16 protein-coding genes and 1 pseudogene are annotated in these 20,398 nt (G+C 73.2%); 6 read left to right on the top strand and 11 right to left on the bottom strand.

The window, feature by feature from the left end; genetic code table 11:
• Positions 1-9: 9 nt before the first annotated feature.
• Complete coding sequence (locus ACFZCD_RS16695; protein ID WP_391831374.1) at positions 10-2,247, top strand: protein kinase; 2,238 nt, start codon at positions 10-12, stop codon at positions 2,245-2,247.
• A gap of 10 nt (positions 2,248-2,257) precedes the next feature.
• On the opposite strand, the gene ACFZCD_RS16690 is transcribed toward ACFZCD_RS16695, so the two are convergent.
• The 5 genes from ACFZCD_RS16690 to ACFZCD_RS16670 all read right to left on the bottom strand — a co-directional run bounded on the left by ACFZCD_RS16690 (position 2,258) and on the right by ACFZCD_RS16670 (position 9,530).
• The gene (locus ACFZCD_RS16690) at positions 2,258-3,721 is read right to left on the bottom strand and encodes a catalase (RefSeq protein WP_391831372.1); all 1,464 of its coding nucleotides are present in this window, start codon (positions 3,719-3,721) and stop codon (positions 2,258-2,260) included.
• Positions 3,722-3,920: 199 nt separating this feature from the next.
• Positions 3,921-6,389, bottom strand: a complete 2,469-nt coding sequence (locus tag ACFZCD_RS16685; RefSeq protein ID WP_391831370.1) for a SpoIIE family protein phosphatase — start codon at positions 6,387-6,389, stop codon at positions 3,921-3,923.
• A gap of 55 nt (positions 6,390-6,444) precedes the next feature.
• Complete coding sequence (locus tag ACFZCD_RS16680) at positions 6,445-7,122, bottom strand: class I SAM-dependent DNA methyltransferase (protein WP_391831369.1); 678 nt, start codon at positions 7,120-7,122, stop codon at positions 6,445-6,447.
• Between the two features lie 160 nt (positions 7,123-7,282).
• The gene (locus ACFZCD_RS16675; protein WP_391831367.1) at positions 7,283-7,990 is read right to left on the bottom strand and encodes a DUF402 domain-containing protein; all 708 of its coding nucleotides are present in this window, start codon (positions 7,988-7,990) and stop codon (positions 7,283-7,285) included.
• 145 nt (positions 7,991-8,135) lie between these two features.
• On the bottom strand, positions 8,136-9,530 hold the full coding sequence (locus ACFZCD_RS16670; RefSeq protein ID WP_391831365.1) for a class II fumarate hydratase: 1,395 nt from the start codon (positions 9,528-9,530) through the stop codon (positions 8,136-8,138).
• Positions 9,531-9,639: 109 nt separating this feature from the next.
• On the opposite strand from ACFZCD_RS16670, the gene ACFZCD_RS16665 reads away from it, so the two are divergent.
• Positions 9,640-11,193, top strand: a complete 1,554-nt coding sequence (locus ACFZCD_RS16665) for a ricin-type beta-trefoil lectin domain protein (protein ID WP_391831363.1) — start codon at positions 9,640-9,642, stop codon at positions 11,191-11,193.
• A gap of 81 nt (positions 11,194-11,274) precedes the next feature.
• Here the strand turns inward: ACFZCD_RS16665 and ACFZCD_RS16660 are convergent, their stop codons facing one another.
• Positions 11,275-12,939: a fumarate hydratase gene (locus ACFZCD_RS16660; protein ID WP_391831361.1), complete on the bottom strand. Its 1,665-nt coding sequence runs from the start codon at positions 12,937-12,939 to the stop codon at positions 11,275-11,277.
• A 161-nt stretch (positions 12,940-13,100) separates the two neighbouring features.
• Here ACFZCD_RS16660 and ACFZCD_RS16655 point away from each other — a divergent pair, with 161 nt between their 5' ends.
• Both ACFZCD_RS16655 and ACFZCD_RS16650 read left to right on the top strand, forming a co-directional pair.
• The gene (locus ACFZCD_RS16655; protein ID WP_391831359.1) at positions 13,101-13,766 is read left to right on the top strand and encodes a DUF1707 domain-containing protein; all 666 of its coding nucleotides are present in this window, start codon (positions 13,101-13,103) and stop codon (positions 13,764-13,766) included.
• 216 nt (positions 13,767-13,982) lie between these two features.
• A complete protein-coding gene (locus tag ACFZCD_RS16650) occupies positions 13,983-14,342 on the top strand; it encodes a WhiB family transcriptional regulator (RefSeq protein WP_356290263.1) in 360 nt (119 codons plus the stop codon).
• A gap of 169 nt (positions 14,343-14,511) precedes the next feature.
• On the opposite strand, the gene glpX is transcribed toward ACFZCD_RS16650, so the two are convergent.
• Positions 14,512-15,543, bottom strand: a complete 1,032-nt coding sequence (gene glpX / locus ACFZCD_RS16645) for a class II fructose-bisphosphatase (protein WP_391831357.1) — start codon at positions 15,541-15,543, stop codon at positions 14,512-14,514.
• A gap of 144 nt (positions 15,544-15,687) precedes the next feature.
• Here glpX and ACFZCD_RS16640 point away from each other — a divergent pair, with 144 nt between their 5' ends.
• Complete coding sequence (locus tag ACFZCD_RS16640) at positions 15,688-16,311, top strand: DUF4245 domain-containing protein (RefSeq protein ID WP_391831355.1); 624 nt, start codon at positions 15,688-15,690, stop codon at positions 16,309-16,311.
• Positions 16,312-16,419: 108 nt separating this feature from the next.
• On the opposite strand, the gene ACFZCD_RS16635 is transcribed toward ACFZCD_RS16640, so the two are convergent.
• The 4 genes from ACFZCD_RS16635 to ACFZCD_RS16620 form a co-directional block, all read right to left on the bottom strand.
• Positions 16,420-17,010 carry a malonic semialdehyde reductase gene (locus ACFZCD_RS16635; RefSeq protein ID WP_391831353.1) on the bottom strand — a complete coding sequence of 197 codons (591 nt, stop codon included), beginning with the start codon at positions 17,008-17,010 and terminating at the stop codon, positions 16,420-16,422.
• Positions 17,011-17,146: 136 nt separating this feature from the next.
• Positions 17,147-17,419, bottom strand: a complete 273-nt coding sequence (locus ACFZCD_RS16630; protein WP_391831351.1) for an exodeoxyribonuclease VII small subunit — start codon at positions 17,417-17,419, stop codon at positions 17,147-17,149.
• 10 nt (positions 17,420-17,429) lie between these two features.
• The gene (gene xseA / locus ACFZCD_RS16625) at positions 17,430-18,662 is read right to left on the bottom strand and encodes an exodeoxyribonuclease VII large subunit (RefSeq protein WP_391831349.1); all 1,233 of its coding nucleotides are present in this window, start codon (positions 18,660-18,662) and stop codon (positions 17,430-17,432) included.
• A 131-nt stretch (positions 18,663-18,793) separates the two neighbouring features.
• Positions 18,794-20,155 carry an APC family permease gene (locus ACFZCD_RS16620; RefSeq protein ID WP_391831347.1) on the bottom strand — a complete coding sequence of 454 codons (1,362 nt, stop codon included), beginning with the start codon at positions 20,153-20,155 and terminating at the stop codon, positions 18,794-18,796.
• 88 nt (positions 20,156-20,243) lie between these two features.
• Here ACFZCD_RS16620 and ACFZCD_RS16615 point away from each other — a divergent pair.
• Positions 20,244-20,398 (top strand): annotated as a pseudogene (locus tag ACFZCD_RS16615) (4-hydroxy-3-methylbut-2-enyl diphosphate reductase); the annotation flags it as partial.

The following is a 20,398-nucleotide window of genomic DNA, read 5'->3' as shown; positions in this document are numbered from 1 at the left end:
GGGAAACAGGTGCCGGAACCACTCACCGGGCCGCCGCGCACGGCCGGCCCGTACCGCCTGCTGGGCACGCTCGGCTCGGGCGGCATGGGCGAGGTGTACCTCGCGCGCCGCACGGACGCGCCCGGCGGGCTCGTCGCCGTCAAGACGGTCCGCCAGGACCTCGATCTCACAGCGGAGTTCCGTACCCGCTTCCGCCGGGAGATCGACTCCGCCCGCGCGGTCCGCAGCCCGTACGCGGCCGCCCTCGTGGACGGCGACGCCGACGCCGCACTGCCCTGGCTCGCCACCGAGTACGTCGCGGGCCCCTCGCTGGCGGAGGCGGTCGCCCGGACGGGCCCGCTGCCCGCCGACGCCGTGCGCGCCCTGGGCGCGGGCCTCGCGCAGGCGCTCGCCGACGTGCACGCCGCCCGCGTCCTGCACCGCGACCTCAAGCCGGGCAACGTCCTCCTCGCGGCGGACGGACCGCGGCTCATCGACTTCGGCATCGCCCAGGCCTTCGACGCCACCGCCCTGACCACGGCCGGCCTCGTCGTCGGCACGCCGGGCTTCATGGCGCCCGAACACCTCGAAGGCAGCCGCGCCGTGGTCGCCGCGACCGACGTCTTCTGCCTCGGCGCCGTGCTGTGCTTCGCCGCGACCGGGCGCGGCCCGTTCGACGACGAGGAGCTCGCCGCCGTCGTCTACCGCATCTCGCGCGCCGAGGCCGATCCGGACACCCTCGCCGCCCTCCCGGACGGCCTGCGCGAGACCGTCACCGCCTGCCTCGCCCCCGACCCTGCCGACCGGCCCGCGCCGCGGGACCTGGCCGCCCGGCTGGCGGGCCCGCCGCTGTCATGGCCGGCCGGGGTACGGGACCTGCTCGCCGAGCACGAGGCGGCCGCCCGCCGGTGCGCGGAAGCGGCGCCCGCGGCCGGGCCCGCCGCACCGCAGCGGCCCGCGCGCCCGCCGCTCGTCCCGCACGCCCCCACCCAGCTGGGGCACGCCCCCGCGATGCCCGTGCCGCCGCCCGCCCCGCGGCGCTCACGCCGTACGGCCGCGCTCGCGGGCGCGGCCGCGTTCCTGGTCGCCGCGGCGGTCGGGGCGGCGGTGGCGTTCCCGCAGCTCAGCGGAGGGGAGGACGCCCCCGAGGGCGCCGCGCACGCAGCGGCCGCCCCCAACGCCCCGGGGACGAAGGCCGCGCGCGTGGTCCTGCCCTACGGCAATGCCGGGCACAGCGGCGAGTTCGGCATGGCCGCCCACGACCGGTCGGCCCGCCCCTCGGGCTGGTCGCCGTGGAACACCCGGCTGGACACGGGGGCGACCGCCTGCGCCCTCAGCGGGCCGGTCCTGGTCTGCGGCACCGCCGCCGGCGGCGCCGCAGGGCTGGACGCGGCGACGGGCAAGCGGCTGTGGAGCATCCCCGCCGAAGGCAGGGCAGGGGCCCCGATGCCCGCCCCGGCCGTCGCCGACGGCACCGCGTACGTGCCCCAGGGCCGCGGCATCACCGCCGTCGGCTCCGCCGATGGACGGCAGCGCTGGTCGGTCCCGGCACCGGCCGGCACCTTCCTCAGCGCGATGGAGCTGTCCGGCGGCGTCCTCTACGCCGTCTGGACCGCCGACGGGGACGAGCAGGGCACCCGCATGACGGCCCACCGCACCGACGCCGGCCACCGGCAGCTGTGGCAGACGGAGCAGAAGGGCGACCTCGGCGGCCTGCTCGTGCACGGCGACCGGCTCTACCTGTCGTCGAACACCACCACGTACGCCTTCGGCACCCGCGACGGCAAGGAGACGGCCCGCCGCCCCCGCCTCATGTGCGCCATCGCCGTCGCGCACAAGGACGCCCTGCTCTGCGCTCTGCGCGGGGACCTCGGGGTGAAGGTCCTCGACGCACGCACCCTGGAGCCGCGTACGGTGCTGGCCCCGGACGTCCGGGTCACCGCGCCCCCTGCGGTCGGGGACCGGGGCGTGGTCGTCGTCCAGGGCGACCGCGGACTCGCCGGCTACGACCTCGCCTCCGGGGAGCAGCTGTGGGCCGACGACTGCAAGGGCAGCCTGCCGGTGCTGGGCGGGGACCGCGCGCTGATCGTCACGAACGACGAGCTCTACCCCCACGGCCTGGACCGCGGGGCGCGGCTCGGGGACGGCAAGCAGTACACCGGTCACACGTGGTCCCGGTCCCGGGAGGTACCGCAGGCCCTGGCCGTGGGGCAGGTCGTCTTCCTGGCCTACCCCGACGGCACCGTCCTCTCGGGCTACGCCCCGTAGGGGAGACCGCTCAGCCGCCGTTGACCTTCGTCGCGATGCGGTCGCCGATCTCCTTGTCGATGTTCCGCCAGTACTGCAGGGCTCTCTCCTGGACCGGCCGGCTCACGCCGTTGCTCACGTGGCCCGTGACGTTGGAGACGAGGCGGTCGCGCGCGGCGTCGTCCAGCACCTTGCGGACCATCGTGCCCGCCTGGCCCCAGTCGTCGTCCTCGCGGTGCAGCTTGTACGCCTCGCGGACCATCTCGCCCGCCGCGTACCAGCCGGCGGTGTCGCCGAAGCGGTGGGTGTCGGCGGCGGGGCCGCCGTAGGAGTTGGGGGCGTACGGGCGCGCGACGTTCGCCGGCTCGTAGCGCATCGGACCGTCCTTCGCGTACGAACGGACGGACGAGTGCGGGCGGTTCGGCGGGAGCTGGGCGTAGTTCGGGCCGATGCGGTAGCGGTGCGTGTCCGGGTAGGAGAACAGCCGGCCCAGCAGCATCTTGTCCGGCGACGGGCCGATGCCCGGCACCAGGTTCGACGGCTCGAAGGCGGCCTGCTCGATGTGGACGAAGAAGTCCTCGGGGTTGCGGTCGAGCGTCATCCGGCCGACCTCGATCAGCGGGTAGTCGCCGTGCGGCCACACCTTGGTGAGGTCGAAGGGGTTGAAGCGGTAGTCCGGCGCGTCGTCGAACGGCATCACCTGGACGTACATCGTCCACGACGGGGCGTTGCCGCCCTTGATGGCGTCGAAGAGGTCGCGCCGGTGGAAGTCGGCGTCCTCGGCCGCCATCCGGTCGGCCTCCGACTGCGTGAAGAACTCGATGCCCTGGTCCGTCTTGATGTGGTACTTGATCCAGAACTTCTCGCCGCCCCGGTTCACCCACATGTAGGTGTGCGAGCCGTAGCCGTTCATGTTCCGCCAGGTGCGCGGGACGCCGCGGTCGCCCATCAGCCACGTGACCATGTGGGCGGACTCGGGGGAGAGGGTCCAGAAGTCCCACTGCATGTCGTTGTCGCGGAGGCCGTTGTCGAGGCGGCGCTTCTGCGAGCGGATGAAGTCCTGGAACTTCTGCGGGTCACGGACGAAGAAGACCGGGGTGTTGTTGCCGACCAGGTCGTAGTTGCCGTGCTCGGTGTAGAACTTCAGCGCGAAGCCGCGCGGATCGCGCCAGGTGTCCGGGCTGCCCTGCTCGCCGGCGACGGTCGAGAAGCGGGCCAGCATCTGCGTGCTGCGGCCCGGCTGGAAGAGGTCCGCCTTCGTGTACTGGCTGACGTCGCTGGTCACGCGGAACGTGCCGTACGCCCCGCCGCCCTTGGCGTGGACCACCCGTTCGGGGACCCGTTCGCGATTGAACTGGGCCATCTTCTCGATCAGATAGTGGTCCTGGAGCAGGATGGGGCCGGTGTCGCCCACGGTGAGCGAGTGCTCGTCGCTCTCGACGGGGATGCCGACGTTGTTCGTGGTGTACGGGGTCTGCTGCGCCGAATCGGACATGGACGCCTCCCGGTACGGGGATGGTGAGGGCGTGCGGCAGTGCCGCCCTTCACCTCGCCAGTCAACTCTGCCGACGGGATGTCGGCAACAGGAGTCTGGACTCTGTCCAGAATTTCACCGCGTACGAGCGAGGTGGGGGAGGGGCGGCCGGTCCGGGAGAACGGCCGGGAGGACGGCCGGGCCGGCGCCGCACCGCGCCTCAGCGGGCGTGCGGCGGCAGCGCCAGCTCGAACCACACCACCTTCCCCGTGCTCAGCCGCGTCGCCCCCCAGCGCCGCGCCAGCCGGTTCACCAGGTACAGCCCGCGGCCGCCCTCGTCGGAGGGCCGGGCCTGGCGCAGCCGCGGCAGCTGCGGCACGTCGTCGCCCACCTCGCAGCGCAGCACGTCCGTCCGCAGCAGGCGCAGCGTGATCGGCCGCTCGGCGTACCGCACGGCATTGGTGATCACCTCGCTGACCAGCAGCTCCACCGAGTCCGTCAGCTCCTCCAGACCCCAGCGGGCGAGGGCGCGACGGGCCAGCCGGCGGGCCTGGCGGGCCGTCTGCGGGCGCGGGTCGAGGAACCAGTAGGCGACGTCGCTCGGCGCGATGCCCTCGAAGCGGGCCGCGAGCAGGGCGATGTCGTCGTCCCGGTCGCCCGGGCCGAGCATGCCGAGCACCTCGTCGCACAGGGGCTCCAGCGGCGGCGGGTTCGGGCCGGTCAGCCGGGCGGTGTCGATCAGCCGCTCGCGCAGCTGCTCTATGCCCGTCCACACGTCCCGGATCCGCGACTCCACCAGGCCGTCGGTGTAGAGCAGTAACGTCGCGCCGGCGGGCGCGTCCAGCTCCACGGCCTCGAAGTCGACCCCGCCCACGCCGATCGGCGCGCCCGGCGGGACGCGCAGGACCTCTGCCCGGCCGCCGCGGTGCAGCAGTATCGGCGGCGGATGCCCCGCGTTGGCGATCACGATGCGGTGCGCGACCGGGTCGTACACCGCGTACATGCAGGTGGCCATGCGGTCCGAGCCCAGGCGCTGGGCCTGCTCGTCCAGGTGGTGCAGCACCTCGGCCGGGGGCAGGTCGAGGCCCGCCAGGGTCTGCGCGGTCGTCCGCAGCTGGCCCATGATCGCGGCGGAGGTCATGGAGTGGCCCATGACGTCGCCGACGACGAGGGCGACCCGGTTGCCCGGCAGGGGGATCGCGTCGTACCAGTCGCCGCCGACGCGGGCGGTCTCGGCGGCCGGCAGGTAGCGGCTGGCGAGCCGGACGCCGGTCGGCTGGGGGAGGGAGTCGGGGAGCATCGTCCGCTGCAGCTCGTCCGCGATGTACACCTCGCGGCCGTAGAGCACGGCCTTGTCCACGCCCAGGGCGGTGTGCGTCGCCAGCTGCGCGGCCACCAGGAGGTCGTCGTTCTCGAACGCGGCCCGGTCCGGGCGGCGGACGAACACCGCAGCGCCGATCACCCGGCGCCGCCCCCGCAGCGGCGCCAGGATCGTGCGGTGCCGGTCCGGGACGGGCCGGTCGTCGCCCAGCAGCTCGGGAAGGGCCGCCCGCGCGGCGGAGGAGTCCCCGAAGACCGGTCTGACACCCCGCAGCACCTCCGCGAGCGGCCCGCCTATGCGCACCTCGCAGCGCTCGGCCGCGCAGCCGGCGAGGTCCGGGACCGGCTCGGGGCGCTCGAACGGCAGCTCCCCGGCGTCGGGGTCGCCCGTGCCGCGCACGTGGTCCGGCAGCTGGTCGGTGCGGCGCAGCCGCAGGACGACGGGGCCGACGGGCCGCTCGTCGCCGACCGGCAGCGGGTCGCGCAGGTAGACCAGGATCGCGTCGGCGAACGTCGGCACGGTCGCCCGGCACAGGCCGAGCACGATCTCGTCCAGGTCGATGCCGCGGGCGATCCGGCGCGTGGCCGCGCCGACGAAGCGCAGGCGCTCGCCGCCGGAGGTGCCGCCGGAGACGCCGGCGGGGGTGCCGCCGGGCCCCGTCGGAGACGGACGGCTGCCCGCCTCGGCGGCCGGGCGGCCGGCGGAGTCCGCGGACGCGGTGCCGCCCTCCGTGCCGCCCGGCGCGACCGGTGCCTCCGCGCCCGCGGCCTCCCGGGCATCGTTGTCAGCGATAGCAGCAGGGACCCGCTCGGCCGCCGCGGCGGCCGGCGCCGCGGAAGCGGCACCGACGGCACGGGATCCCGCCTTCCGGCCCCGGGGCATGCCGACCGGGGCGCCGGGGAGGGGGGAGCCGGCGGTCCCGGGCTCGGCGGTCCGGGGCCGGGGCTCGGCCGCGGCCTGGGTGCCGGCGGCCCGGGTGCGGGGCTCCGCCGGCTGGGTGCCGGTGGTGCGTGAGCGGGGCGTGCGGGTGCCGGGCCGGGGCGGGGTCGTCCTCCGGCGGGACGGGGGCTCCGCCCGCGCCGGTGCGGGGTCCGGCGCTTCCGGTGCCCCGGGTGCCGGGAGACCGTCCGGCTCCGGGTGCGAGCTCGCCCGCGTGGCCGCGCGGGCAGGGTCGTCCGCCGGACCGGCCGGCCGCGTCCCCGCGTGCGAGTCGTCGCGCCGCTGGGCCGGGACGCCCTGCGGGCCCGGCTCGGGGGCCGGGCGCGGGCGGCCCGCTTCCGGGTCGGGGGCAGAGGAGGCGGCGGACGCAGCGGCCTGCCGCACCGCGGCGATCCGCTGGCTTCCGTGGGAGTCGGTGTGCTCCGTCACGCGTGGGGTTCCATCCGTCGGGACCGTGCGCCCGCTCGCGCGGGTGCACCGTGGGTCAGGCGCGTCGCAGATTGAGGAAGAGCTGGATCTCGGGTGGTACGTCCGTACTCGCCGGGGCGTACGCCAGCGAGTGCTCCCCGGCGACTTCGAAACCCGCTTCGCGCACGACCTGGCGCAGTTCGTCCCGCAGGTATCCGGATACCCGGATCGTGTTGCCCAGGAACGGGATCGCGTAGTCGTCCACGTCGGCCTCGACCATCGACAGGGCGAGCAACCCGCCGGGTCTCAGGAGCCCGTGGAGCATCCGCAGGGCGTACGGGATCTCCGGGCGGGGCAGCATCAGCAGCGAGAAGAAGGCGACCGCGCCGTCGAAGACGCCGAGGCGGCCGTCCCGCAGGCCGGCCAGGTCCGCCAGGTGGAACTCGGCCTTGGGGACGTTGTCCCGGGCCAGCTCCAGCATCCCGGGGGAGAGGTCGACGCCCACGACGTGGTGGCCCGCGTCGGCCAGCTGCCGTGCGGTCGGCAGACCGGTGCCGCAGCCGACGTCGAGGACGCGGGAGCCGGGCGGCAGGGCGGCCGCGAGCCAGGCGCCCGCGCCGAGCTGGCCCTCCTTGTGCGGGAAGGCCTCGTCGTAGCGGTGGCCGATCGCGTCGAACGCCTCGGCCTGGCCACTGCGGTCCAGCCCTGAGCGGGCGTAGCCGTCGTAGTCCCGCTGGTCCTCGTCACCGCTCACGGCGCCCGCCCTCTCTGTGACCGAATTTCCGTGAACAAGCGTCACATGCCGTGCTCTGTTCGTGCCGTGCTGCTGTGCAGTATCGCGGAGGCCGATCCTACGGTTGCCCGGCGGGCCGGTGCCAAGCGGTTGGCCGCCTTGCTGGGGGAATCCCCGCGGATCATGCCCGGATCCGGGCCGGGGAACGGTCCCAGTCGTCCGGCAGCGCCGGTACGGGCCACGCCGGATCCGGCCGCCAGGCCTCCCAGCCCGCGGCGAACGGGGCGGCCCAGGCCTCGATCCGCTCGACCGCGGCCAGGCCCGCGGCGCGCACGCGCTCGGCCTGGCCGGGAGACATCAGGCCCGCGTGCTGCGCCTGCGCGAACTCGTCCTCGTCCTTCCACTGCCAGCTGCGGTCCGGGTAGACGGCGATGTCGAGGAAGTGGTCCTCGGAGTCCACGCCGCCCGCCCAGCGGACGAGCGGCTCCTCGAGGTTGACGTACCAGTTCTTGAAGCGCCAGTCACGGTCCCAGAACAGCCACACCGACCACGCCTCGCCGGGCCGGGCGAGCTTCAGCACACCGGTGCCGGCCCAGGGGGTGACGGCCGTGGTGCGGGGCTTGGTGTAGCGCGTGGCCAGCGGCTCCTGGTGGACCGGGGTGCCGTCGGCGAGCAGCGGGCGCACGCACTGGGTGCCCGGCGCGACCCAGACGGCGAGCAGGTCGGCGGTGTCCTGCACGACGGTGACGGGACGGCAGATGTGGATGCGGTCGGTGGCGTTGCCCCGGTAGCGCCAGAGGATCTGGTCCCCCGGGGCCCAGAGTGCGCTTTCCCCGGGGCTCGTGCTCGCCGTGTCGACCGTCTCCGCGTCCGCATCCGCTGCTGTCATGCAGAGATCCTAGGTGGCGGTGGGGAAGGTGCGCCGTGACGTGCGCCATGGCCTTCGGCCGGTTCGCCACTGATACGGGGTCGCCGCCCGCGGACGTTGCGCCGGATCCCCGCCGCGGGCGCAACGCGCCGCCGTGGAGCCCCCGCTACGGCCGCGTCATCCGCAGGACGTCCAGCGCCTCGTCCAGCTGCTCCAGCGTCAGCAGGCCGCGGTCGACGTAGCCCGATTCGAGGACCACCTCGCGGATCGTCTTGCGTTCGGCCAGGGACTTCTTCGCCACCTTCGCGGCCTCCTCGTAACCGATGTAGCGGTTGAGGGGCGTGACGACGGACGGCGAGGACTCCGCGTACTCGCGGGCGCGCTCCACGTTCGCGGTGATGCCGTCGACCGTGCGGTCGGCCAGCAGCCGGGAGACGCTGGCGAGCAGCCGCACGGACTCCAGGAGGTTCTTCGCCATCACCGGGAGCATCACGTTGAGCTCGAAGTTCCCCGCCGCGCCCGCGGCCGCGACCGTCGCGTCGTTGCCGGTGACCTGGGCGGCCACCATGAGCACGGCCTCGCAGATGACCGGGTTGACCTTGCCCGGCATGATCGAGGAGCCCGGCTGCAGGTCCGGCAGGGCGATCTCGGCCAGGCCGGCCCGTGGGCCCGACCCCATCCACCGCAGATCGTTGGCGATCTTGGTGAGGCCGACGGCGATGGTGCGCAGCTGGCCGCTGGTCTCCACCAGGCCGTCGCGCGCGCCCTGCGCCTCGAAGTGGTTCCGCGCCTCGGTCAGCGACAGTCCCGTGGTGCGGGAGACCTCGGCGATGACGGCGCCGGAGAAGCCGGGCGGCGTGTTGATGCCGGTGCCCACGGCCGTGCCGCCGAGGGGGAGTTCGGCCAGCCGGGGCAGGGAGGCGCGCAGCCGCTCGACGCCGTAGCGGATCTGCGCGGCGTAGCCGCCGAACTCCTGGCCCAGCGTCACCGGAGTCGCGTCCATCAGGTGCGTCCGGCCGGACTTGACGACCTCGGCGAACTCCTCCGCCTTGCGCTTCAGCGCCGCCGCCAGGTGCTCCAGCGCCGGGACGAGGTCCCCGGTGACGGCCGCCGTCGCCGCGATGTGGATGCTGGACGGGAAGACGTCGTTGGAGCTCTGCGACGCGTTCACGTGGTCGTTGGGGTGCACGGGGCGCCCCAGCCGCTCGCTCGCCAGCGTCGCGATGACCTCGTTGGCGTTCATGTTGGACGACGTGCCGGAGCCCGTCTGGAAGACGTCCACGGGGAAGTGGTCGTCCCAGCGCCCCGCGGCGACCTCCCCGGCGGCCTCCTCGATCGCCTCCGCGACGTCCTTGCCGATGACGCCGAGCTCCGCGTTGACCTTGGCCGCGGCGGCCTTGATACGGGCCAGTGCCGCGATGTGCGCCCGCTCCAGCCGCTGGCCGCTCACCGGGAAGTTCTCCACCGCCCGCTGGGTCTGGGCCCGCCACTTGGCGTCCGCCGGCACCCGTACCTCACCCATCGAGTCGTGCTCGATCCGGTACTGCTCACCATCGGTCATCGTCACTTACCTCCTGACAGAGCAAGCGTTTGTCCGGTTCACCGTGTTCCCAAAAGGCACTACCGCCTAGTAAATACCGCGGGTAACACCTGAAATCGGGGAGGCCACTTTGACACGCAGACCCACCCTGCGCTGTTCACTCGCCGCTGTCGCCGCGCTCGCCGCGGCGTTCGGCGGTCTTGCCGTCACCGGACCCGCCGCCCATGCGGCCCACGCGCCTCACGCACCCCACCCCGCGGCCCGTACCGCCACCGCCACCACCGCCGCGCCCCTCCCGCCCGCACTGGAGAAGATCCGCGCCGCCGAGGCCGTCAAGCTGTACGGGGACGCCACCGTGCGCCCCCTGGAGCAGCGCAAGACCTCGCTGCTCTCGCTCGGCGACAGCGAGATCTCCGGCGAGGGCGTCGGCACCTACGAGCCGGGCACCAACGGCCCGGACAACTGGTGCCACCGCTCGCCCGACGCCGCCATCCACCGCACCGCGATCCCCGCCGACGTCACCTACAACGTCGCCTGCTCGGGCGCCTCCACCGGCAACATCCGCATCGGCGGCACCAAGCAGTACGCGGACGAGCTCGTCCAGAGCGACAGCCTCGCGATCAAGGCCCGCAACACCCGCGTGAAGATGGTCCTGCTCGTCGCCGGCGCCAACGACGACCTGCAGTTCGGCCCCGTCATGACCGACTGCGTCACCCGCTACCTGACGCTCCAGGGCCCCTGCGAGCCCAAGTACGGCCCCGGCTGGCAGGGCCGCGTCGACGGCCTCGTGCCCAAGGTCGAGCAGACCGTACGGGACCTGCGCACGGTGATGAAGGACGCCGGTTACGCCGACGGCGACTACAAGCTCGTCGTCATGGGCTACCCGAGCCCCATCGGCCCCGACATCGAGGACAACCCCTCCTTCCCCGGCAAGCTCCCGGGCGGCTGCGTCGGCTACACCTCCGACGCCGCCTGGGGCCGCAACGCGGCCGTGCCCGCCTTCGAGCGCGGCATGCGCAAGGCCGCCCGCGACACCGGAGCCGTCTTCCTCAACAACTCCCGCCTCTTCCACGGCCACGAGGTGTGCTCGGAGGACACCTGGGCCCGCGGCCTGTGGATCGACCTCACCAACCCCGTACCGCCGAACGAGAACTCCGTCCGGCAGTCCTTCCACCCCAACCAGCGCGGGCACGGCGCCTTCGCGTCCTGCCTGACGCAGCTCTACCGCTCCGGCTGGCAGGAGGCCGGCTGCGCCGACCCCGCGAGCACGGGCACGCCCGTCCTGACCAAGGGCGCCTGGGACGACGCTTTCCGGCCCCTGAAGAACGGGGCCACGGGCACGTGCGTCGACGCCTACGCGGCGAGCAGCCGTAACGGGACGACCGTCGGCGGCTGGGACTGCACGGGCAACCGGAACCAGGAGTGGGGCTACGACTCCGCCACCAAGCTGCTGCGGACGGCGCTGTCGCACGACCGGTGCGTGGACGTTCCCGGCGGGAAGTACGCGGCGGGGACGGCCGTGGCGTTGTGGGACTGCCACGGGGGTGGCAACCAGCAGTTCACCCGCTCCGGTGAGGGGTTCAGCCCGGTGGCCGCGCCCGGGTTGTGCCTGACGCTGGCGGGCGGCAAGGAAGCGGTGCGCCTGCAGAAGTGCGACGGCTCGCCGAACCAGCGGTTCGTGTAACGCTCTGCGCAGTTCCTCGCGCCCCTTAAGGGGCGCGAGGAACTGCGCGATCAGCCACAGACGGCCTGCAGCCGGGAACGGTCAGGAACTCCGCACCGGGATGCTCGTGAACGTCGGCGCCGGTGCCGGGTCGACAAAGAAATCGTTGCCCTTGTCGTCCACGACGATGAACGCCGGGAAGTCCTCGACCTCGATCTTCCAGACCGCCTCCATGCCGAGCTCCTCGTACTCCAGGACCTCGACCTTCTTGATGCAGTCCTGCGCGAGGCGGGCCGCCGGGCCGCCGATCGAGCCGAGGTAGAAGCCGCCGTGGCTGCCGCACGCGTCGGTGACCTGCTTGCTGCGGTTGCCCTTGGCGAGCATCACCTTGGAGCCGCCCGCGGCCTGGAACTGCTCCACGTAGGAGTCCATGCGGCCGGCCGTCGTCGGGCCGAAGGAACCGGACGCGTAGCCCTCGGGGGTCTTGGCCGGGCCGGCGTAGTAGACCGGGTGGTCCTTGAGGTACTGGGGCATCTCCTCACCCGCGTCCAGCCGCTCCTTGATCTTCGCATGTGCGATGTCGCGGGCCACGACGAGCGGTCCGGTAAGGGAGAGGCGGGTCTTGACGGGGTACTTCGTCAGCTCCGCGAGGATCTCGTCCATGGGGCGGTTGAGGTCGATCCGGACGACGTCGCCCTCGGACTCGAGGTGCTCGTCCGTGGTCTCCGGGAGGAAGCGCGCCGGGTCCTTCTCCAGCTGCTCCAGGAAGACGCCCTCGGGCGTGATCTTCGCGAGCGCCTGGCGGTCGGCCGAGCAGGAGACGGCGATGGCGACCGGGCAGGACGCGCCGTGCCGCGGCAGGCGCACCACGCGCACGTCGTGGCAGAAGTACTTGCCGCCGAACTGGGCGCCGATACCGATCTTCTGCGTGAGCTCGAAGACCTTCTCCTCCAGCTCCTTGTCGCGGAAGCCGTGGCCGAGCGGGGAGCCCTCCTCCGGCAGCTCGTCCAGGTAGTGCGCGGAGGCGTACTTGGCGGTCTTCAGGGCGTACTCGGCGGAGGTGCCGCCGACGACGATCGCCAGGTGGTACGGCGGGCAGGCCGCCGTGCCGAGCGAACGGATCTTCTCCTCCAGGAACTTCATCATGCTCGCCTCGTTGAGCACGGCCTTCGTCTCCTGGTAGAGGAAGGACTTGTTGGCGGAACCGCCGCCCTTGGCCATGAAGAGGAACTTGTAGGCGCCGCCGTCGGTCGCGTACAGCTCGATCTGCGCGGGCAGGTTGGAGCCGGTGTTCTTCTCGTCCCACATGGTCAGCGGGGCCATCTGCGAATAGCGCAGGTTGAGCTCGGTGTAGGCGTCGAAGATGCCGTGCGAGAGGGCCTTCTCGTCCTCGCCCTCGGTCAGCACGTTCTGCCCGCGCTTGCCCATGACGATGGCCGTGCCGGTGTCCTGGCACATCGGCAGCACGCCGGCCGCGGCGATGTTGGCGTTCTTCAGCAGGTCGAGCGCGACGAAGCGGTCGTTGGCGGACGCCTCGGGGTCGTCGAGGATCCGGCGCAGCTGCGCCAGGTGGGCCGGGCGCAGGTAGTGGGAGATGTCGTGCATCGCCTCGGCGGCCAGCTTCCGCAGCGCCTCGGGCTCCACCTTGAGGAACGTGCGGCCGTCGGCCTCGAAGGTCGACACGCCCTCGGAGGTGACCAGGCGGTACGGAGTGTTGTCCTCGCCCAGGGGCAGGAGGTCCGTATAGGCGAACTCAGAGGCAGACATGTGCGGCGGGTTCCTCACTCGGCAGGCGGTGGTGGCTGGCGTCCTCGACAGCGTCTACCAGCGTAGGACGCGCGCGGGGGAGAGTTCCTGTGAGGTAAGGCTCACCCGCGCCCCGCCGGCCCTCTATCGCGATCTATCGCGATTGGCTTACCCTGCTTGCCGTGGAAGAGCCGTCATTCGAAAAGCACTCCCTCGAGAAGCGCGCCCCGCAGGCCGCGCCCGCGCCCGCGCTGCGTGCCTCCGACGCCGACCGCGACCGGTTCGCGGAGATCCTGCGCGACGCCATGGCCGACGGGCGGATCACCGCCGAGGAGCACTCCGAGCGGATCGCCGCCGTCTACCGCGCCAAGACGCTCGGCGAGCTGGAACCGCTGGTGGGGGACCTGCCGGCGGCGGGCCGGGCCGCGTCCGTGGCGCCCGCCCGCCCCTACGGCGTCCCGGCGCGCCCCGGCATCGACGTCGCGGACAACCTCGTCGCGGTCTTCGGCGGCGCGGTCCGCAAGGGGCGCTGGCGGGTGAGCCGGCGCACGAACGCGTTCGCGCTGTTCGGCGGCATCGAGATCGACCTGACCGAGGCGGTCTTCGAGCAGCAGGAGATCGTCATCAACGCCACCGCGATCTTCGGCGGCATCGAGATCAGGGTGCCGGAGAACGTGACCCTGCGCTCCGCCGGCACGGGGATCTTCGGTGGTTTCGACGTGAAGTCGGTCGAGGCGTCCGACCCCGACGCCCCGGTCGTCTCGCTCACCGGATTCGCCGTCTTCGGGGGCGTCGACGCGAAACCGAAACGGGGCAAGCGGCTCAAGAACCTTCGCGCGGGCCGGTGATGGGGGTCCGCCCGGAGGGGCGGACGGCCTGTCGCCGCAAACTTACTGCGGGTTACCGCGTTCCGCTCATGGCAACGGTGTGAATAAGCACGCGCACAGCGGGTAAAGCTTGGTGCATCGTCTCTCGTACGGCTGCCGGTGCGAATGGCCGTGCGCAGTGGAGGCGGGCAAGGGTGACTCAACCGGCCAAGCAAAAGCCGTCGTCAGGAGTAGACCGTGCTGCTACCGCATCAGCCCCTGCAGGAAGCCGCCGTACCGTCCCCGCGGATCGCCTCCGCGCGGGATCAGGCCGGCCCCTGGCATTCGGAGGCGGTGTGCCGCCGGGATGAAGCCGGGCTCTTCTTCGCACCATCCAAGGAACCGACGGCTGCCCGTCTTTCCCGTGAAGAGGCCGCCAAGCGTGTGTGCGCACGGTGCCCCGTGATGGTCGAATGCCGCGAGCACGCCTTGTTGCAGCCGGAGCCTTATGGGGTGTGGGGCGGTCTCACCGCCGCGGAGCGCCGCGTGGTGCTGGCCCGCCGCCGGCGGCGCGAGGCGGAGCTGGCCCGCGCCACGCGGGTCGCCGCCGCGGGCTGAAGAGAGCCTCGACCGACATCGGCTGCGGGGCGGCCTCACCGAGGGAGGCCGCCCCGCAGCCGATGGCGTCCGGGCCGGAGGCCCGGAGGTGTCCCGCCGCAGCGGCGGGACGTCACGACGGCGAGGGTCCGGCGGAATCCGCGCGCACCGTGACCGTCGCGTGGGACGCCTAGCTGGGGCGCTCGAAGTCCACCGTGCTGTACGCCCGCAGCTTCGAGAGCCGGTGCGACGAGTCGATCTGCCGGATCGTGCCCGACTTGGAGCGCATCACGAGCGACTGCGTCGTCGCCGTCTCGGCGCGGTACCGCACGCCGCGCAGCAGCTCGCCGTCGGTGATGCCGGTGGCGACGAAGAACACGTTCTCGCCGCTGACCAGGTCGTCCGTCTGCAGCACGCGGTCGAGGTCGTGGCCCGCGTCGATGGCGCGCTGCCGCTCCTCGTCGTCCTTCGGCCACAGCCGGGCCTGGATGGTGCCGCCCATGCACTTCATCGCGCAGGCCGCGATGATGCCCTCCGGCGTACCGCCGATGCCCAGCAGCAGGTCCACGCCGGTGCCCTCGCGGGCCGCCATGATGGCGCCGGCCACGTCGCCGTCGGAGATGAACTTGATGCGCGCGCCCGCCTCGCGGATCTCCCGGACCAGGCCGTCGTGGCGGGGGCGGTCCAGGACGACCACCGTGACGTCCTCGGGCGAGGAGTGCTTCGCCTTGGCGATGCGGCGGATGTTGACCGCCACCGGGGCGTTGATGTCGACGAAGTCGGCGGCCTCCGGGCCGGTGACCAGCTTGTCCATGTAGAACACCGCGGACGGGTCGAACATGGTGCCGCGGTCGGCGACGGCCATCACGGAGACGGCGTTGGCCATGCCCTTGGCGGTGAGGGTCGTGCCGTCCACCGGGTCGACGGCGACGTCGCACTCGGGGCCGGTGCCGTCGCCCACGCGCTCGCCGTTGTAGAGCATGGGGGCGTTGTCCTTCTCGCCCTCGCCGATGACGACGACACCGTTCATGGACACGGTGCCGATCAGGGCGCGCATGGCCTTGACCGCGGCACCGTCCGCGCCGTTCTTGTCGCCCCGGCCGACCCAGCGGCCCGACGCCATGGCGCCGGCCTCGGTGACCCGGACGAGCTCCAGGGCCAGGTTGCGGTCGGGAGCCTCGGGGCTGACCTCGAGCGGGGACGGCAGATGATGCTCGGTCATCGGAGCGCAACCTTTCTGTACGGCGGCGGCCGCAGGGACCCCTCTCCCCCGAAAGGGGCAGAAGGTGAGGGTGCTGATGACTTTATCTGTTTACTGCGAGAGTGAGCAGGGGGCCCCACGCATGAGCGGCGTCAAGGCCCTCCGGTGGCGTCCCGGCGCGCCCGGGACACCGCCGTCAAGATCGGCCGGGCCATGGGGGACGATGGGTACGTGGCAGGTAGAAACCCCAAGGCGCAGACCGTACGGAACATGCTGCTCGCGATGGCGGCGGTGATCCCCGTGGCCTTCGTCAGCTATGTCTTCATCCCGCACGACGACAGCAAGAACGCGGTGCGCACCGTCGACTACCGCGTCGAGCTCGACACGGCGCGGCGCGCGGCGCCGTACCCGGTGGCGGCCCCGGCCGGCCTCGGCGGCGACTGGCGGGCCACCTCCGTCTCGTACAAGGCGGGCGGCAAGGAGGGCTCGGTCTGGCACCTGGGCTTCCTCGACCCGGACACCGAGTACGTGGCCGTCGAGCAGAGCGACGGGCCGGCCGGCTCCTTCATCGACGGCGCGAGCCAGCACGCGGAGAAGACGTCGAAGACGCAGCGCGTGGGCGACGCCACGTGGCGGCAGTACGAGGGCCCGAAGTACAACGCGCTCGTGCGGGAGGAGAAGGGCGTGACCACGGTCGTCACCGGCACCGCCGCCCCCGAGCGGCTCGTGCAGATGGCCGCCGCGCTCAAGACCGCGAAGGGCGCCGGAGAGGGCGCCGGGAACGGCTGAGAGCGCGACGGCCGAGAAGTGCCGGGCCGGTGCCGGTGAGGGCGCCGGCCCGGGCGGTCGGAACGGTGCGGGCCCGCTCGGGCGGTGCGGGCGGACCGTTCCGGCGGATCAGACGGTGGTGACGACCTGCTCGTAGGCCAGGCGCGGCGAGCGCGGGTACGCGGCGCCCTCGCCCGGCTTGCCGATGTTGACGATCATCAGCGGGGTGTGGTCGCCGTCCAGGAACTCCTTCTGGACGCCGGCGAAGTCGAAGCCCGTCATCGGGCCCGCGGCCAGGCCCGCGGCGCGGATGCCGAGGATGAAGTAGGCGGCCTGCAGGGAGCCGTTGAGCGTGGCGGACTGCTCGCGGACCGGGCGCTCGGCGAAGAAGACGTCCTTGGCCTGCGGGAACGCCGGGAACAGCGCCGGCAGCTCCTCGTGGAACTCGTTGTCCGTGGCGAGGATCGCGACGAGCGGGGCGCTCATGGTCTTGTCGCGGTTGCCGTCGGCCATGAGGGGCGCGAGGCGCTCGCGGGCCTCCTCGGAGCGGATCAGCACGATGCGCAGCGGCGACTGGTTGAACGCGGTCGGGGCGTACTTGACCAGGTCGTAGACGGCCTGGATCTGCTCGTCGGTCACCGGCTCGGCGGAGAAGGTGTGGGCCGTGTGCGCCTCACGGAAGAGCAGGTCCTGGGCGGCGGGGTCGAGGGCGAGGGGCATGGGACACCTTCTTGCGTACGGGAAAACCGGGAAGACCGGAGGCTTACGGAATCCACTCTACGACAAGTAGGTGAAACTTCAACTAAATGGGTCGGGGTGTGGCCGGACTCACCCGCCCCGGTGGCGTACCGCCTGGTCAGGCCCCCTCTTCGGCATCCTCCGGGGCGGCCTGCGCCCCGGCTTCGGGCTCGGAGGCCAGGGCCGCGTCGAGCCGGGCCCGCGCGCCCTCCAGCCAGCGCCGGCACACCTTCGACAGCTCCTCGCCGCGCTCCCAGAGGGCCAGCGACTCCTCCAGCGTCGTGCCGCCCGCCTCCAGGCGGCGCACGACCTCGATCAGCTCGTCGCGAGCCTGCTCGTACCCCAGTGCGTTCGCTGCCGCATCCGTCGCCGCATCCGTTGTCGTCGCCATGGCCACCAGCCTATGCGGGGGGTCCGACAGCGGGCCCCGCAACGGGCCGCACGGTGAACTCGCCCTCCGCGACGCGGGCCCGCAGCTCCTCGTCCGCGGTCACCTCCGCCGCGGCCCGCACCACCGAGCCGTCCGCGTGCTGCAGCACGGCATAGCCCCGGCGCAGCGTCGCCGCCGGGGAGAGGGCCACCACGCGCGCGTGCGTGTGCGACAGCTCCGAGTCGGCGCGGTCCAGCAGATGGCCGAGGGTGCGGCGGGCCCGGTCGGTGAGCGCCTCGACCTGGGCCTCGCGCTCCTCCACCATCCGCTGCGGGCGCTGGACGCACGGCCTGGCCCGCACCGACGCCAGGCCGCGCTCCTCGCGGTCCAGGTGCGCCGTGACGCAGCGCAGGGCCCGGTCGCGCAGCTGGCGCACGCGGGCCAGCTCCTCGCCGACGTCCGGCACGACGCGCTTCGCGGCGTCCGTCGGCGTGGACGCGCGCAGGTCCGCGACCAGGTCCAGCAGCGGGGAGTCCGGCTCGTGGCCGATCGCCGACACGACGGGCGTGCGGCATGCGGCCACGGACCGCACCAGGCGCTCGTCCGAGAACGGCAGCAGGTCCTCCACGCTGCCGCCGCCGCGCGCCACGATGATCACGTCCACGTCCGGGGCCCTGTCGAGCTCCTCGACGGCCTCGATGACCCGCGGCACCGCGTGCACGCCCTGCACGGGCACGTTGCGGACCTCGAAGCGCACGGCGGGCCAGCGGTGCCGGGCGTTCTCCAGGACGTCCCGCTCGGCGGCCGAGGCGCGGCCGCAGACCAGGCCGATCAGCTGAGGGAGGAACGGCAGCGGCCGCTTGCGGCCGGCCGCGAACAGGCCCTCCGCGGCGAGCGACTTCTTCAGCTGCTCCAGCCGTGCCAGCAGCTCGCCCACGCCCACCGGGCGGATCTCCGCGGCCCGCAGCGACAGCTGGCCGCGCGGCGCGTACCACTCCGGCTTGGCGTGCACGACGACGCGCGCGCCCTCCGAGACGATGCCGGCCACCCCGTCGAAGACGGCGCGGTAGCAGGTGACGGACAGCGAGACGTCGTGCGCCGGGTCGCGCAGTGTCAGGAAGACCACGCCGGCGCCCGGCCGGCGCGAGATCTGGGTGATCTGCCCCTCGACCCACACCGCACCGAGCCGGTCGATCCAGCCGCCGATGAGCCGGGACACCTGGCCCACGGGGACGGGGGCTTCGGGGGACGTGTTGAGGGCCATGGTGGTGAGCGTAGTGGGGGGCGCTGACACGTACGGGCTGCGGTGGCCGCGCATTCCGCCGGATCCTCGCCGTGGTGGCTCGCCGTGGCGGTCGCTTTGAGAGGCCAGGCCTCCCAGGTGCGGTTATCGCCCTACGCCGGCCCCCTGCGGAGCACCTCGGCCCCCAGCACTCCCAGACCCGCCACCAGCCACAGGCCGCCCACGACCTGGGCCGTGGGCGACGCCTCGGCGATCACCGCGACGACCACCGCCAGCCCCAGCAGCGGCACCACCACATGGCGTACGGGCTGCAGCCCCTCGCCCCGCCTGCGGACCGCGAACCAGCCGATCACCGACAGGTGCAGCAGCGCGAAGGCCACCAGCGCCCCCACGTTCACCACCGACACCAGGCGGTCCAGCCCGTCGTCCCGCCGCGCCGCCCACACCGCCGCGACCAGGTTGACCGCAGCCGCCCCCAGCACCGCGACGCGCGGGACGCCCGACGCCGGGTCGACCTTCGACAGCATGCCGGGCAGCCGCCGGTCCCGCGCCATGGCGAACAGCAGCCGTCCCGACGCGGCCTGCCCGGCCAGCGCCGCGAACGCCGCCCCGACGGCCTTGCTGGCCGCCACCAGGTCGTGCAGCCAGAGGCCCGTCGCCGAGTCCACCGTGTCGTAGAACGCCGAGCCCTGCGCGGCCGGCTTCGCCGCCAGCTCCGCCGGCGACACGGGTGCCAGCAGCGCCGCCAGGTACGTCTGGACGAAGAAGAGCACGCCCGCGACCACCAGGCACGTCACCACCGCCCGCGCGACCCGCTCCGAGCCTCCCGCCGACTCCTCCGCGAACGCCGCGATCGCGTCGAAGCCCAGGTACGACAGCACCGCCACGGACACCGCGGCGACCACCGCCTCCACGGTGAAACCGGCCTCGCCGGTCAGCGGCGACAGCCAGTCGCGCTGCGCCCCGCGGTCGGAGAGGGCGAAGATCGCGCAGACCACGAAGACCGCCAGCACGACGACCTCCATCGCCAGCACCAGGAAGCCGACCGCGGCGGCCGTCCGCACGCCCGCCAGGTTCAGCGCGGTCGTCACCACCACCGCGACGGCCGTCCACACCCACTGCGACACCGACGGCACCAGCGCGTGCAGGGCGATGCCCGAGAACAGGTAGGCCACCGCCGGGATCAGGAGGTAGTCCAGCAGCGCCATCCACCCGGCGACGAAGCCCGGGCCCTCACCCAGGCCCACGCGCGCGTACGCGTAGACCGATCCGGCCTGCGGGGCGACCCGCACCATCTGCGCGTAGGAGAAGGCCGTGAAGGCCATCGCGACGGTCGCGACGACGTACACGAGCGCCACCGCGCCGTGCGACTTCGCGTCCAGGGTGCCGAAGACGCCCACCGGGGCCATCGGGGCGATGAACAGCATTCCGTAGACGACCAGGTCGCGGAACGTGAGCGTGCGGTGGAGCCTGCCGTCGGTGCCTGGGGACGGTGCGGTCGCGGGTGCGGTCATGGGCTGCCCTAGGGGTCGCGGAAGCGCGGCTTCCGCCAGCTTGCCCCATATGCACGGGGGCCGCCGGTCGGCACGGCGGACCCTTACGATGGACGGCATGACTGCACCCACCGCCCGCAAGGTCCTCCTCGCCGCCCCCCGTGGCTACTGCGCGGGCGTGGACCGCGCCGTGATCGCCGTCGAGAAGGCCCTGGAGCAGTACGGCGCCCCCGTCTACGTGCGTCATGAGATCGTCCACAACAA

It is taken from the genome of Streptomyces sp. NPDC008001 (assembly GCF_042958085.1).
Lineage (GTDB): Bacteria > Actinomycetota > Actinomycetes > Streptomycetales > Streptomycetaceae > Streptomyces.
The sequence above is the reverse complement of the archived record's forward strand: the minus strand, read 5'-3'. Positions and strand labels throughout refer to the sequence as shown.

Bases quoted from the DNA above. Each gene is read 5' to 3' on its own strand.
- xseA (WP_391831349.1), bottom strand. From the start codon at position 18,662: ATGGCCCTCAACACGTCCCCCGAAGCCCCCGTCCCCGTGGGCCAGGTG.
- ACFZCD_RS16620 (WP_391831347.1), bottom strand. From the start codon at position 20,155: ATGACCGCACCCGCGACCGCACCGTCCCCAGGCACCGACGGCAGGCTC.
- ACFZCD_RS16675 (WP_391831367.1), bottom strand. From the start codon at position 7,990: ATGACAGCAGCGGATGCGGACGCGGAGACGGTCGACACGGCGAGCACG.
- ACFZCD_RS16670 (WP_391831365.1), bottom strand. From the start codon at position 9,530: ATGACCGATGGTGAGCAGTACCGGATCGAGCACGACTCGATGGGTGAG.
- glpX (WP_391831357.1), bottom strand. From the start codon at position 15,543: ATGACCGAGCATCATCTGCCGTCCCCGCTCGAGGTCAGCCCCGAGGCT.
- ACFZCD_RS16690 (WP_391831372.1), bottom strand. From the start codon at position 3,721: ATGTCCGATTCGGCGCAGCAGACCCCGTACACCACGAACAACGTCGGC.
- ACFZCD_RS16630 (WP_391831351.1), bottom strand. From the start codon at position 17,419: ATGGCGACGACAACGGATGCGGCGACGGATGCGGCAGCGAACGCACTG.
- ACFZCD_RS16635 (WP_391831353.1), bottom strand. From the start codon at position 17,010: ATGCCCCTCGCCCTCGACCCCGCCGCCCAGGACCTGCTCTTCCGTGAG.
- ACFZCD_RS16660 (WP_391831361.1), bottom strand. From the start codon at position 12,939: ATGTCTGCCTCTGAGTTCGCCTATACGGACCTCCTGCCCCTGGGCGAG.